Source organism: Micromonospora chalcea (assembly GCF_028768405.1).
In the GTDB taxonomy this organism is placed as follows: Bacteria; Actinomycetota; Actinomycetes; order Mycobacteriales; family Micromonosporaceae; genus Micromonospora; species Micromonospora chalcea.
The window spans coordinates 6,297,364-6,311,112 of the sequence record NZ_CP118233.1 but is presented as its reverse complement, the minus strand read 5'-3'; the positions used below and the strand labels follow the sequence as shown (position 1 = coordinate 6,311,112).

The window sequence follows — 13,749 nt, the reverse complement described above, 5'->3', positions numbered from 1 at the left end:
CCGTTCAGGCCGGGGCCAGCACGATCTCCGCGCGGGCCCGACCGTCCCGCTCGCTGACGATAGCGATCAGCCCGCCCGCCGGGTCGAAGACCGCGTACGGCCCGGTGATCCCGGCCGGGGTCAGCGGCCCGCCGTGGGAGAGCACCCGGGTCTCGTCGGCGGTGGCGTCCCGGCGCGGGAAGAACCGCGCGGCGGCGGCGTCCAGCGGCAGGTTCACCACGTCGGGCGCGCGCTGCTCCAGCTCGTCGAGCGTGGCCGCCTCGGCGAGCGTGAACCCGCCCACCGCGGTGCGGCGCAGCGCGGTGAGGTGGCCGCCGACGCCGAGCGCGGCGCCCGCGTCACGGGCCAGCGCCCTGATGTACGTCCCGGACGAGCAGGTCACCTCCACGTCCACGTCCACCACGTCCGGGACGTCCCGGCGGATCGCCCGCACGTCCAGCCGGGAGACGGTGACCCGGCGGGCGGGCAGCTCGACCGTCTCGCCGTCACGGACCCGCTTGTACGCCCGCTGGCCGTTGATCTTGATGGCGCTGACCGCGCTGGGCACCTGGTCGATCTCGCCGGTGAGGGCGGCCAGCGCGGCGCGTACCCCGTCGTCGGTGACCGCGCCGGCCGGGGTGGTCGCGACCACCTCGCCCTCGGCGTCGTCGGTGACGGTGGCCTGCCCCAGCCGGATCGTCGCGGCGTAGCTCTTGCCGGCGCCGATCACGTACGTGAGCAGCCGGGTCGCCCGGCCCACCCCGATCACCAGCACGCCGGTGGCCATCGGGTCCAGCGTGCCGCCGTGCCCCACCCGGCGGGTACGGGCCAGCCGGCGGATCCGGGCCACGACGTCGTGCGACGTCATGCCGCCGGGCTTGTCGACCACGATCAGACCGTCTGTGCTCACGACCGCCAAGCCTGCCAGACGGCGCCGATCCTCCCTGCGGGGGATACCGCCCTGCTTCGGCGGGGTGTCAAGATCGTGCGCCCCCGCCCCGTCTGCCCGGGAAGTCCGATGACCGATCACCGTTCCGTCCCCGATCCCCACGCCACCGATCGCCCGTCGGAGGACACGCTGGGACGGGTACCCGAGTGGCTGCGCCAGCCCGCGCCCGAGGTCGAGCCGGGCCGCGGCGACCGCCTGCGGATCGCGCTCGGCGGGCACTCCGGCAAGCTGCTCGGCGGCGTGGTCGTGCTGGCGCTGCTCGCGTTCTTCGGGCTCGTCGGCGGCCTCGGCTACCAGGGCTTCCAGCGCTGGCGGGAGCCGCCCGCCGAACACCCCACGGTGAGCCTGCCGGTCGGTGAGCAGGCGTCCTCGTCGGCCTCGCCGCCACCGGCCGCCGGCCCCTTCGACGGCACCCCGGCAGCCGGCTTCCCCGAGGGCACGGCCGGGATCGCGCTGCCCCGGGCCAAGCGGACCGGCGCGTTCACCGAGAAGCAGGTGGCAGACACGCTGGCCAAGGTACGCAAGGCGCTGATCACCGCCCGGCTGGACCGCACGTTCTTCACCGCGAAGGACCCGGAGCGGCTGGTCCGCCAGTTCGCACCGGACGCGCGGGCCGGCGTACGGGACGACTTCCCCACCGGCGAGGCGGGCACCTACTCGACCCGGCTCGCCCCCGGCGCCCGGCTCACCGACGACGAGCCCCGGGTCAAGGGCCGGATCAGCTACCGGGCGACGAAGGACCGGGACGGCATCCGCATCCTGGAGGTGACCACGAACTTCGTCTGGGCGTACGCGTTCTCCACCACCCGCCCCGCCCCGGGCGCCGGCGTGGTGGTGGTCCACGACACGGTGAAGTGGAGCATGCCGCACCCGGCCGACGTGACCACCGCCTCCGCCGGGCTGTGGATCGAGCGGGCCGACTCGTACGCCTCCAACATCGACTGCGTCGCGCTGGACAAGGGGCTGCTCGCGCTGGGCCGGCCCTCGCTCGCCGGTCCGGCCGACCCGGACCCGGACGCGGTCTTCGACCCGGACAAGACGGTCGACCTGCCGGACACCTGCTGACCCGCCCACCTCACCACGCCACCCCGCGGCAGGAGCCCCCGATGAGCGACGCCCCGCCACCGCACCGCGCCCGGGTCGACCTGCCGGACTGGATGCGCAATCCGGAGCCGCCCCGCCGTACGCTCGGCCGCCGCCTGTCCGACCTGGTCGACGGCGTACCGGCGCTGGCGGCGGCGCGCCGCCGGATGTGGGCCTGGCAGGGCCGGACCCGGTTCGGCGAGCGGCATCCCACGGTGGCCGCGATCGGGGCGTTCGTCTTCGTCCTGGTGACCGCGACGCTGCTGGTCGTCGGCACGCTCTACCTCGCGTGGGCGATCCGGCAGGGGCGGATCTGACCGGCACGGAAACGGGACAGCGGGATCGGCGGCCGGGTGCGATGATCATGCGCCCCCTGCCCCTGCACCCCTCTGGAACGCCGCATGAGCACCGAAGACGGGACCACACCGCCCGAGCCGGATCCCTACGCCGTCGCCTCCCGGGGCGCGGAGATCCAGCTGCCGAGCTGGATGACCGGCGCGGACGCGGACGTCCCGCTGACCCGCGGCGAGCGCTTCCGCATGGTCTGGTCGCGGCAGCGCGGCAAGCGCCGCGTCGCCTTCGTGGTGGTGCTGGCGCTGGCGCTGATCGGCGGCACGGCCGTGCTCGGCCGGGTCACCGTCGACCGGGTACGGTCCGGCACCGCCGCCGCGGCGTCGGCCGAAGCCAGCCCGTCGCCGGTGCCGCTCAGCCGGGTGGGCGAGCCGCGCGACCTGTTCGCGGGGACCATCGGCGCGGACTTCGCGGTGGGTGAGGCCGGGATCGTCCTGCCGGAGGCCACGGCGCGGCCCCCGTTCACCGCCCGCGAGGTGGCCGCGGCGCTGACCCAGGTCCGGGCCGCGCTGGTCCAGGCCCGGCTCGACCTGTCCATGATCCTCGGCGACACGGAGCCGTTCCTGGCGCTGCTGGCGCCGGCCGCGCGCGCTCAGCTGCGTACCGACTTCGAGGACTTGTCGTTCGTGAACTACGCCACCCGGATCGGCTCGCAGGACAGCGCGGACGAGATCCGGGTCCGGGGTGAGATGCGCTACCGGGCCGTCACCGGCGACGACGGCCGGCCGATCCTGCGGATCACCACAGAGTACGTCTGGATGTACGCGTTCGACGTGCCGCGGACGACACCGGGCCGGGCCGGGATCGCCGCCATCCGTGACCGGGTCGTCTGGGAGGTCCCCCACCCCGAAGGGTTGCCGGCGGCGAAGCGCGGGCTCTGGCTCGTCTCCGCGCAGGCGAGCACGAACAACGTCGACTGCGCCCGGCTGGACGAGGGCTTCTTCGTGGTCGAGCCGTGGATGGGCGGCCCCGGTTCGTTCCAGCCCTGCTGACCGGCGTCAGCGGACCGCGCCGACCACCGCCCACGCGCCCGAGCGCATCCGCAGCAGCAGGCCGGCCAGCCGCAGCACCACGAACAGCGTCAGCCCGGCCCAGATCCCGCCCAGCCCGAGGTCGAACCCGTAGGCCAGCCAGATCGCCGGCAGGAACCCGCCGAACGCACACACGATCGTGAGGTTGCGCAGGTAGCGCACGTCGCCCGCGCCGATCAGCACCCCGTCGAGCGCGAACACCACGCCGCCGATCGGCTGGAGCGCGACGAACCAGGGCCAGGCCGTCATGGCCTGCTCGCGTACCTGCGGATCGGAGCTGAACCACGACGGCACGACGCCGGCGCCGGCGGCGATCAGCACCGCGAAGGCCACGCCGCACAGCCCGCCGAGCAGCGCGACGCGGCGGGCCAGGAACCGCGCGCCGGCTGCGTCGCCGCCGCCCAGCGCGGCGCCGACCAGCGACTGCGCGGCGATGGCCAGCGCGTCGAGCACCAGCACGGTGAAGAACCACAGTTGCAGGGCGATCTGGTGCGCGCCCACCGCGGCGGCGCCGAAGCGGGCCGCGACGGCGGTCGCGGACAGGAAGCTGGCCTGGAACGCGACACCGCGCACCAGCAGGTCCCGGCTGAGCACGAGCTGCTGACCGATCACCCGGGGCCGGGGCCGCAGCGAGACCCGCTCGCGCACCAGCGCGGCCGCGAACAGGACGCCGGAGAGCGTCTGCGCGATCGCGTTCGCCACCGCCGAGCCGACCAGCCCGAGCCCGGCCGGATAGACCAGCAGCGGGCAGAGCACCGCGGAGAGCAGGTTGGGGCCGAGCACGAACAGCAGCGGCCGGCGGGTGTCCTGGATGCCGCGCAGCCAGCCGTTGCCGGCGGCAGCGAGCAGCAGGCCGGGCGCGCCGAGCGCCGCGACCCGCAGCCATCCGGCGGCGGCGTCGGCCACCTCGCCGGGGCCGCCGACGAGGGTACGCGCCAGCGCGCCCCCGCCGATGCCGATGGCGACCGCCACCAGCACTCCGGTGGCCAGCGCGAGCCAGGACGCCTGCACGCCCTCGGCCACAGCGGCGGCCCGGTCCCCCGCCCCGAAGCGGCGGGCCGAGCGCCCGGTGGTGCCGTACGCGACGACGGTGCCGACCCAGGCGGTGAGCGTCATGACGGTGCCGCCGACGGCGAGCGCGGCCAGCGGCACCCGCCCGAGGTGACCCACCACTGCGGTGTCGACCAGGACGTAGAGCGGCTCGGCGGCCAGCACCACGAGGGCGGGCAGCGCGAGCGTGGCGATCCGCCGGGGTGTGGCGGCGGTGGCGGGGGCGGCAGTCGTGCTCATCGACGCCGATCCTGGCACGCTCCCGGTAAGGTCCGCAAGGCGGGGGGCTACTTACTTACGTCGGCCAGGAACCGCGCCGTGTCACGCCGCAGGCAGCGCAGCCGGGAGGTGTCGCAGAGCACCAGCAGGTCGGCGCGGGGCAGCCGGAGGTCGAGCGTGCTCGCGTAGTTGCCGTCCATCACCCAGGCCGGGCGGGCGGCGAGCGCTGCCACCTCGGCGCGGAAGTCGGCCGGGGCCGGTGCGGTCCAGCCGGGGCGCCAGTAGTGCCGGTCGAGGTGGATCAGCGGAAGGTCGAGTCGCCGGGCCAGTTCACCGGCGAGCGTGCTCTTGCCGGCGCCGGAGGCGCCGACGACCAGGATGCGTCGCACCGGGTGACGGTAGCGCCGTCCGGCACGGCGGTCGGTCCCGAGCGGCGGTGACGTCGGCGTCGGGCCACGGGTGCGGCCCGGCCGGCGTCACCGCCGGACGGCGTACGTCACTGACGGGTGTCCATCGAGGTCTGCAGCGCGCGGCGCATCTGCTCGCGCGCCTCGTCGGTGGTGGTCTCGGTCTGCGGCTTGCGCTTGCTGGGCATCTGAGGTCCTTCCAGGGTGCGGTCCGCCGGACACGGCGGCCCTACGGGCGCCCGGCTGCGGTCCGGGATCACCGGAGCGGCTCGCCTGGCAGCGTGAGCCCGGGTCGGTCTGACCCTGGAGGGAGGCGAGGCCGGGTGCGGCAGCACCGCCCGTGACCAGCGCCGCGAAGCGCCGGCCCTCACCCAAATTAACGTTCACTTTCCAGATGCTGCCCACAGTTCCCGAAATGCGGAAAGATCAACCTCGTCGTCCGGCTCGGCCGGCCGCGTCAGCGCGCCAGGAAGTGCCAGCCCAGCCACCACCAGAAACCGAACAGGCCGATCCGCCCGACCGGCACCGGGCCCACCTCGTACCGCATCACGAAGGCGCAGACGTCGGCCAGCGACGGGACCCGCGAGCCCTCCCGGCGCGCCACCCATTCGACGACCGCGAACAGCACGAGCGAGACCAGAAACCCGCCGATCGCCAGTGCCCGCATCATCGGCGCACCAGTCCCCAGAACGTGGACAGCCACGCGAACCAGGCCGCCGAACGGATCACACTGTCCTCCAGCAGCGGATCGGCCAGCCGGGAGAGGGTGGGGAAGTCGTCACCCGCCGCCGCCATGAACGTCGCCCCCTCGAAGACCCCGAAGACGGTCACCGGCACCAGCCACCAGAGCGCGACCGACGGCAGCCGGCGGGGCGCCGGGCGCCGGGGCACCCGGTTGCTCAGGCCGACCCAGATCAACCCTCCGCCGGTGGTGAGGATGTAGAGGTTGGCCGCGGTCGAGAAGGACGGAAGTTGACCGCCGACCAGGGACAAGCAGATCAGCACCGGCACGGAGACGACCGGCCGGTCCCAGGCCCGGGGCGCCTCGACGGTGAGCTCACGGGGATGATCCATCACCCGATTGTCCCCAGCGTCACGCACGGCGGAAAGGCTGGCACGCCTCGTAATCCCTGGAAAAGCCGCCGATCAGCTCACACTTCCGATCATCGCCGCGCCTCGGCCCGGCAGAAATATCGGCACAATTCCGCTTTTAGCGGGCTACCAGCGTTGCGGTAGCGAGTTCGGCCCGGATCCGTCCGACCAGCTCGTCGAGCGCGCCCCGCCCGGTGAAGCCGGCCGCGAACCGGTGCCCGCCACCGCCCAGCGCCACCGCCACCGCGCTCACGTCCACCGCGCCCTTGCTGCGCAGCGACACCGCCCACTCGGCCTCGCCCGCCTGCTTGATCACGCAGCTCACGTCCGCCTCCTCGGTGCACCGCACCGAGTCGATGAGCGCCTCCAGCACGTACGCCGGCTGGTCGTGCCGGACCAGGTCCTCGCGGGTCGCGTACGTCCAGACGAGCCCGTGCCCGGCGGCGGCCGCCGGTTCCAGCGTGGCCCGGCCGAGCACCTCGCCGAACAGGCGGACGGCGCCGAACGGGCGGGTGTCGAACACCCGCCGGGAGATGTCGCCGGGCCGGATGCCGGTGGCCAGCAGACGCGCCGCCATCCGATGCACGGCAGGCGTGGTCGCCTCGAAGCGGAACGAGCCGGTGTCGGTGGTCAGCGCGACGTAGAGCCCGGTCGCCACCTCCGCGTCGAGCGTCGCCCCGAGCCGGTCCAGCAGCTCCAGCGCGACCACCGAGGTGGCGGCGGCGTGCGGGTCGACCAGGTTGATCCGGCCGAAGCCGGTGTTCGAGGCGTGGTGGTCGAGCACCAGCGACGTGCCCGCCGTGTCCAGCCGGCCCACCAGGTCACCCAGCCGCGACTCGCTCGCCGCGTCGAAGCAGATCACCAGATCCGGATCGGGGTACGTGTCGTCCTGCGGCACCAGCAGCTCCACGCCGGGCATCCAGCGGAACGGCTCGGGCACCTCCGGCGGGCCGGGGAAGGTCGCCTGGAGATCGCGTACGCCGAGCCGTCGCAGACCCAGCCCGAAGCCGAGCATGCTGCCCAGCGCGTCCCCGTCCGGGTTCACGTGGCAGATCAGCAGCACCCGCGCGTCGGCGGGAAGGTCGCGTACCGCCGCGACGGCCGCCGCCCACTCCGCTTCGGCCGGGCCGGCCGGCAGGCCACCCGCGACGGCGACCTCGGTCACCGGCGGTCGCCCTCGCGCGGCTCGTCGGCGGCGGCCGGCTCGTCGTCCGCGGCGTCCTCGTCGTCCTCGACCCGGTACGGCTGGGCGTCGCCCGCGTACGAGGACTTGGCGGCCAGCCGCTGCACCTCGGCGTCGGCGGTACGCGCTGCGGCGAGCAGGTCGTCGATGTGCTTGACCTGGTCCTGCACGTCGTCGAGGACGAAGGTCAGCGTCGGCGAGTGCCGCAGCCCGAGGGCCTTGCCGACCGTGCTGCGCAGCATGCCCTTGGCGCTCTCCAGCGCGGCGGCGGTGCTCGCCTGGGCCGCCGCGTCACCGAGCACCGTGTAGAAGACGGTGGCGTCGCGCAGGTCGGCGGTGATCCGGGCGTCGGTGATCGTGATCATGCCGAGCCGGGGGTCCTTGATCTGGCTGCGCACCACCGACGCGACGAGTTCCCGGATACGCTCCGCGTGCCGGCGAACCTTTGCCTGATCCGTCATGTCCCCCACCTCCGGGATCACCTCTACCGATGACGGCACCGGATCATCAGGCGATCCGGGCCGTCGGCCGGAGACGGCGGACGCGTGGGCGCCGCCGGGTCCGACCGCCCAACGCTGAAGAACACTACCCGCGCCCGGCCGGACGTCACGCGGCACGGCCGGACTGCCGCGCGACGGGCCGGCGCCTCTCAGTCGTCCTCGCCGTGCAGTCGACGACGGACCGACAGCAGCTCGGTCTCCGGGCGGGCGGCGACCAGCCGCTCGCAGGAGTCGAGCACCTCGCGGACATGGGCCGGCTCGGCGGCCACCACCGCCACGCCGATCTCCGCCCGGCCGTGCAGGTCGAGCGCCCCGACCTCGGCGGCGGAGACCTCGAACTTACGCAGCGCGGCGACGATCGGCCGGACGTACGACCGCTTGGCCTTCAGGGACCGGGAGTCACCCGGGAGCAACAGGTCGAACAGCGCGGTTCCGGTATACACGGCGAGCAACGGTACGCCTGCGGCGTGACTCCGCGCTGCCATTTGCTGGCCGGCTCGGGCTGGGCGGCGCTCTCTGCCTGGTCATCGACGGCCCTCGGTACCGCGAGCCGTCGTCCGGCCAGGATCCAGACGCACACGACCGCCATCGGTACCGCCGTCAGGAGCATCACCGTGATCTCACCGAGTTCTCCGCCTTCGCTCAGCAGCAATCCTGTCAGCAGGGCCAGAACCATGTTGTTGCCGGCGTGAGCCAAGCTCGGCGGCCAGATACTGTCGCTCCGCGAGCGCAGCCAGGCGAGAATGATTTCCTGCAGCAGGAAACCCACTGTCCAGACCAACAGCCCGAGGAGAACATTGGTGAATTCGATATAACCGAGAAAGGCGAGCGGATAGTGCCAGACCGCCCAGATGAGCCCTGTCACGGTGGCCGACATAAGCGGCCTGCCCACGAAAATCCTGAGCCTCAGATAGCTCGTCCAGCCGAACTCCTCACCCCAGTAGAAGGGGGTGAGCAACGGGACGGCAACCATCAGCAGAAGAACGAGCGCCCACCCCGGAAGCCCAGGAACGGCGCCGTCCAGGGCAGAGGGATCCGGATTCCACAGGCCCATCGCCACCGCCAACCCGACGGTAGCCACCACGAGCCCCATCGGACCGAGCCAAGCCACGAGATAGGAGGACCACGCACCGCGCAAACGAGGAGCGAGCCCCGCATCGCGGAACCCCTCCCGCGTGATCCACCGACGTACGACGATCGCAGCCATGGCTGGGGCGAAGCCAAAAGGAAGCTGAACCAGCGGGTTGACCAGCGAAAGCCCCAAGCCCAGCCGGGCGAGGAGCAACCACGCCCAACTCATCCCAAACGAAATGACTAAGAATGCCAGCACCCCTTTCATTCTCGTCGTCACGAAGTGCCACCTTCCTTCTGGTTCCGTTGCAGAGCCAGAAGATCATGGGGTTCGTGTCGCGGTCACTGACACTCGTGGGCGTATTGCGAGTATGGCTAGGCATACCCGGACGACCGGCCATGTCTCGCGGGGTCGCGTTCGCCGTGGGCACGGACCTTCGCGTGACGGCCTTCTGCCGGCGTGACAGCTTCGGTCGGAGGCGGCGCCCGCGTCGGAGCCGGGGCAACGGCGCGATCATTCGCCCGGTAGCCGTGAGAGTGATCGAGGCCGCCGGGCGCGGATCTGGCCGATGTGCGGACGTGAGACAGCCGCAGCGGACCCCCTACCCGCCGAACTCCAAGCCGCCCTCGGCCTCATCCACGGCACGCACTCAAGGCGCGACCGCCACCAGCACGTCCCGCTCGATCGCCTGGTCGACCCGGTGGGCGAAGTCACCGAAGCCGGGGCCGCCGAGCACCCGCAGACCGGCGTCGGCCAGCACCGCCTCCGCCTGCGCCCGCGGCGCCACGTGGGTGTTCCAGGACAGCCCGAGCGCCCCGCCCGGACGCAGCAGCTCCCGCCACACCGGCACGGCGGCGGTGAGCAGCTCCAACGGGCTGCGGGACAACCCCTGGCCGGTACGGCTGCCGTGCGCCACCCCGTACGGCGCGTCGGTGACGATCACGTCCGCGCAGCGGGCGCGCAGCGCCTCGCGGGCCCGGGTGGTGTCGGTGTTCAGCACGGTGACGCGCTGGGTGGCCCCGGCCCGGTGCTCGTCCCGCGACGGCGCCAGCACCGCCTCGAAGCGGCGGGCCACCAGCTTGCGGTCCCGGCGCACCGACGTCGACTCGGCGGTGTGCTTGAGCCGCTTGCGGCGCAGCCAGGTGCGCAGGAACGCCGCGTACGCCTCCACGTCCTGACTGTCACGCTCGATGCCGATGCCGTCGTAGCCGTACATCAGCGCCTGGTTGAGCGTGGTGCCCCGGCCGCAGAGCGGATCCAGCACCACCACCGGCCCGTCCAGCATCCGCGGCGCGGCGGCGGAGGCGAGCACCGTGACGTTGAGCAGCAGCCGGGTGAACTGCTCGTTGGTCTTGCCGGCGTACTTGGGAATGGTGATCAGGTCGGAGTCGTACCGGGCCAGCGGACGCAGCGGCACCGGGCGGAGCAGGTCGTCGCCGACGCGCTCGAACAGCGCGTACGCGGCCGACAGGTTCGCCAGGTGGGCCAGGTCCCGCTCGCCCAGCCCGGGTTCGGCGGTGGTGAACGTCAGGTACTCCACCCCGCCGATCCGGGTGACCTCGGCGTCGCCCGGCACCACGTCGAGCACGCCGGAGCCGGCGAACACGGCCAGTTCGGCGCGGGCCAGCCGGGCCGCCGCGTCGGCGTAGACGCGGTTGGCGGAGGGGGCGAGGAGCAGCGCGTACCGGATCACGCCGCAGATTGTCGCAGCCTGCGGAAACGGCGACGGCCGGGGCCCGAAGGCCCCGGCCGCCGGCCGGTCGTACGTGTGGAACTCAGGCGCGCGGCTTCTCGCGCATCTCGAACGTCTCGATAACGTCGCCGACCTGGACGTTGTTGTAGCCGCCCAGCGTCAGACCACACTCGAAGCCCTCGCGGACCTCGGTCGCGTCGTCCTTGAACCGCTTCAAGGAGCTGATCGTGAGGTTGTCCGCCACGACCGCACCGTCCCGCAGCAGCCGCGCCTTGGCGTTGCGGCGGATGAGGCCGGACCGGACGATACAGCCGGAGATGTTGCCGATCTTGGACGAGCGGAAGACATCGCGGATCTCCGCGGTGCCCAGCTCGACCTCCTCGTACTCCGGCTTGAGCAGACCCTTGAGCGCGGCGTCGATCTCCTCGATGGCCTGGTAGATGACCGTGTAGTACCGGATCTCCACGCCCTCGCGGTCGGCCATCTCGCGGACCTTGTTCGAGGCCCGCACGTTGAAGCCGATGATCGTGACCGCCTCGGACGAGGCGCTCGCGAGCATGACGTCGCTCTCGGTGATCGCGCCCACGCCCCGGTGGATGATCCGAAGCTGGACCTCCTCCGGGATGTCGAGGTTGAACAGCGCGTCCTCGAGCGCCTCCACGGAACCGGAGACGTCGCCCTTGAGCACCAGGTTGAGCGAGGTCTTCTCGCCCTCCTTGAGCTGCTCCATGAGCGTCTCGAGGGTGGCCCGGCCACGGGAGTTGGCGAACGACGCCGCCCGCCTCCGCGCCTGCCGCTGCTCGGCGATCTGCCGCACGGTGCGGTCGTCCTCGGCGGCCAGGAAGGTGTCACCCGCACCCGGCACCGTGGTCAGACCCAGCACCATGACCGGACGCGCCGGACCGGCCTCGTCGACCGGCTTGCCGTTCTCGTCCAGCATGGCCCGCACGCGGCCGTGCGCCCCACCGGCGACGATCGAGTCACCGGCACGCAGGGTGCCCTTCTGCACCAGCACGGTCGCCACCGCGCCACGGCCCTTGTCCAGGTGCGCCTCGATCGCGACACCCTGCGCCGGCCCGTCGATCGGAGCGGTCAGCTCCAGCGACGCGTCGGCGGTCAGCAGCACGGCCTCGAGCAGTTCCTCGATGCCGATCCCGGGCTTGGCCGCCACGTTGACGAACATGGTGTCGCCGCCGTACTCCTCGGCGACCAGGCCGTACTCGGTCAGCTGCTGGCGGACCTTGTCCGGGTTCGCCTCGGGCTTGTCGACCTTGTTGACCGCGACCACGATCGGCACGTCCGCCGCCTTGGCGTGGTTGAGCGCCTCGATGGTCTGCGGCATCACGCCGTCGTCCGCCGCCACCACCAGGATCACGATGTCCGTGACCTGGGCGCCACGGGCACGCATGGCGGTGAACGCCTCGTGACCCGGGGTGTCGATGAACGTCACCGCGCGGTCCTCGCCCTCGTGCGGGACGTGGACCTGGTAGGCGCCGATGTGCTGGGTGATGCCACCCGCCTCGCCGGCCACCACGTTCGCCTTGCGGATCGCGTCGAGCAGCTTGGTCTTACCGTGGTCGACGTGACCCATGACGGTCACGACCGGCGCACGGCTGACCAGGCGGTCCGCCGCGACCTCGGCGTCGAGGTCGATGTTGAACTGCGCGAGCAGCTCGCGGTCCTCGTCCTCCGGGCTGACGATCTGCACGTCGAAGCCGAGGTGCTCACCCAGCAACTGCAGGGTCTCGTCGGAGCACGACTGGGTCGCCGTCACCATCTCGCCCAGGTTGAACATCTCCTGGACCAGCGAACCCGGGTTGGCGTTGATCTTGTCGGCGAAGTCCGACAGCGAGGCGCCACGGGACAACCGGACGACCTGACCCTGACCGCGGGGCGCGCCCGAGGACATGGTCGGGGCCGACAGGTTGTCGAACTCCTGTCTGCGCTGCTTCTTGGACTTGCGACCGCGGGTCGGGCGACCACCCGGACGCCCGAAGGCACCCGCAGCGCCACCGCCACGGCCACGACCGCCGCCACCGGGACGGCCACCGCCGCCGACCGGACCACCCGGACGGAAACCACCGCCGGGAGCACCGCCACCGCCGCCGGGACCGCCGCGGTAGCCACCGCCACCGCCGCCACCACCGGGACCGCCGCGGTAGCCACCGCCACCGCCGCCACCACCGGGTCCACCGCGGTAGCCACCGCCACCGCCGCCGGGACGACCGGCGCCACCACCGGGTCCGCCACGACCGCCACCGGGGCCGCCGGGACGGCCGGTGGTCGGACGCTGGCTCGGCATCGAGGCCGGGCTCGGCCGCGGCGGCATCGACGCCGGGCTGGGCCGCGGCGGCATGCCGGCCGGGCTGGGACGGGGACCGCCCGCACCGGCGGCCGGGGGCCGCTGCTGCTGGCCGCCCTGGATGCCGAACGGGTTGTTACCGGCGCCGCGCGCCGGCGGACGACCGCCCGGCCGGGCACCGGGGCCCTGACCCTGGCCCGGACCGCCGGGGCGACCGGCGGCCGGGGAACCCGGACGCGGCGGCATGGCGTTCGGGCCGGGACGCGGGCCGGGACGGGGACCGCCCTCGGCCGGAGGCTCCCGGCGTACGGTCTCGCGCTGCTGCTGGCGGGCGGCCTGCGCGGCCTTGACCGCGGCCTCCTGCTCAGCCTTCAGCGCGGCGGCACGCGCTTCGGCGGCCGCCACTTCGATGTCGTGCGCGCTCGCCGGCTTGGCGACCGGAGTCGCCGGCTGCGGCGGGCCGGGGACCGGGCCCTTGGGCTTCGGTCCAGGGGTCGGCGCAGCCGGACGCCGGGGCGGCATCGGCTTGGCCGAGACCCGGGGGGCACCCGGGGTCGGGGTGGGCGTCGGGGTCGGTGCCGGACCGCTGGGCGCGGCAGCCGGCGGGCCGGCGGGCGCCGACGAACCGGCTACGAAGGCGCTACGCAGCCGCCGGGCGACAGGCGCCTCGACGGTGCTGGACGCGGACTTCACGAACTCGCCCATTTCCTTGAGCTTGGCGAGAACGGTCTTGCTTTCGACCCCGAGCTCCTTGGCAAGCTCGTGTACGCGGGCCTTTCCTGCCACTGCACTCCTCACTCCGAGGTCGTGCGGGCAGCACCCGCAGCGACCTCACTCG

At 73.2% G+C, this 13,749-nt stretch carries 14 protein-coding genes; 3 read left to right on the top strand and 11 right to left on the bottom strand.

The genetic code is table 11. The features are described from left to right. Positions 1-4: 4 nt before the first annotated feature. Positions 5-889, bottom strand: a complete 885-nt coding sequence (truB, locus tag PVK74_RS28625; protein WP_274477628.1) for a tRNA pseudouridine(55) synthase TruB — start codon at positions 887-889, stop codon at positions 5-7. 108 nt (positions 890-997) lie between these two features. Here truB and PVK74_RS28620 point away from each other — a divergent pair, with 108 nt between their 5' ends. The 3 genes from PVK74_RS28620 to PVK74_RS28610 all read left to right on the top strand — a co-directional run bounded on the left by PVK74_RS28620 (position 998) and on the right by PVK74_RS28610 (position 3,354). Continuing rightward, positions 998-1,993, top strand: a complete 996-nt coding sequence (locus PVK74_RS28620; protein ID WP_043325802.1) for a hypothetical protein — start codon at positions 998-1,000, stop codon at positions 1,991-1,993. Between the two features lie 41 nt (positions 1,994-2,034). Then, on the top strand, positions 2,035-2,328 hold the full coding sequence (locus tag PVK74_RS28615; RefSeq protein ID WP_274477627.1) for a hypothetical protein: 294 nt from the start codon (positions 2,035-2,037) through the stop codon (positions 2,326-2,328). An 84-nt stretch (positions 2,329-2,412) separates the two neighbouring features. Beyond that, positions 2,413-3,354, top strand: coding sequence for a hypothetical protein (locus PVK74_RS28610; RefSeq protein WP_274477626.1), 942 nt, complete (start codon positions 2,413-2,415; stop codon positions 3,352-3,354). A gap of 6 nt (positions 3,355-3,360) precedes the next feature. Here PVK74_RS28610 and PVK74_RS28605 read toward each other — a convergent pair whose 3' ends face one another. The 10 genes from PVK74_RS28605 to infB form a co-directional block, all read right to left on the bottom strand. Further along, a complete protein-coding gene (locus PVK74_RS28605; protein ID WP_274477625.1) occupies positions 3,361-4,683 on the bottom strand; it encodes an MATE family efflux transporter in 1,323 nt (440 codons plus the stop codon). A 47-nt stretch (positions 4,684-4,730) separates the two neighbouring features. Next, the gene (locus PVK74_RS28600) at positions 4,731-5,051 is read right to left on the bottom strand and encodes a P-loop NTPase family protein (protein ID WP_274477624.1); all 321 of its coding nucleotides are present in this window, start codon (positions 5,049-5,051) and stop codon (positions 4,731-4,733) included. 475 nt (positions 5,052-5,526) lie between these two features. Then, positions 5,527-5,736, bottom strand: a complete 210-nt coding sequence (locus tag PVK74_RS28595; RefSeq protein ID WP_176722875.1) for a DUF6186 family protein — start codon at positions 5,734-5,736, stop codon at positions 5,527-5,529. Next, positions 5,736-6,143, bottom strand: coding sequence for a hypothetical protein (locus PVK74_RS28590; protein WP_043325811.1), 408 nt, complete (start codon positions 6,141-6,143; stop codon positions 5,736-5,738). The genes PVK74_RS28595 and PVK74_RS28590 overlap by 1 nt, the downstream gene beginning before the upstream one ends. Positions 6,144-6,279: 136 nt before the next feature. After that, positions 6,280-7,326 (bottom strand): DHH family phosphoesterase, encoded by a 1,047-nt coding sequence (locus tag PVK74_RS28585; RefSeq protein WP_274477623.1) that lies wholly within the window; start codon positions 7,324-7,326, stop codon positions 6,280-6,282. Continuing rightward, positions 7,323-7,805, bottom strand: coding sequence for a 30S ribosome-binding factor RbfA (gene rbfA / locus PVK74_RS28580; RefSeq protein ID WP_113971781.1), 483 nt, complete (start codon positions 7,803-7,805; stop codon positions 7,323-7,325). The genes PVK74_RS28585 and rbfA overlap by 4 nt, the downstream gene beginning before the upstream one ends. 188 nt (positions 7,806-7,993) lie before the next feature. Beyond that, a complete protein-coding gene (locus PVK74_RS28575) occupies positions 7,994-8,287 on the bottom strand; it encodes a DUF503 domain-containing protein (RefSeq protein WP_043325814.1) in 294 nt (97 codons plus the stop codon). Beyond that, a complete protein-coding gene (locus PVK74_RS28570) occupies positions 8,230-9,195 on the bottom strand; it encodes a CPBP family intramembrane glutamic endopeptidase (protein ID WP_274477622.1) in 966 nt (321 codons plus the stop codon). The genes PVK74_RS28575 and PVK74_RS28570 overlap by 58 nt, the downstream gene beginning before the upstream one ends. A 370-nt stretch (positions 9,196-9,565) precedes the next feature. Then, the gene (locus PVK74_RS28565; protein ID WP_274477621.1) at positions 9,566-10,609 is read right to left on the bottom strand and encodes a TRM11 family SAM-dependent methyltransferase; all 1,044 of its coding nucleotides are present in this window, start codon (positions 10,607-10,609) and stop codon (positions 9,566-9,568) included. Positions 10,610-10,691: 82 nt separating this feature from the next. Then, entirely contained in the window at positions 10,692-13,697 is a 3,006-nt protein-coding gene (gene infB, locus PVK74_RS28560; RefSeq protein WP_069089329.1) for a translation initiation factor IF-2, read from the bottom strand. Positions 13,698-13,749: the final 52 nt, after the last annotated feature.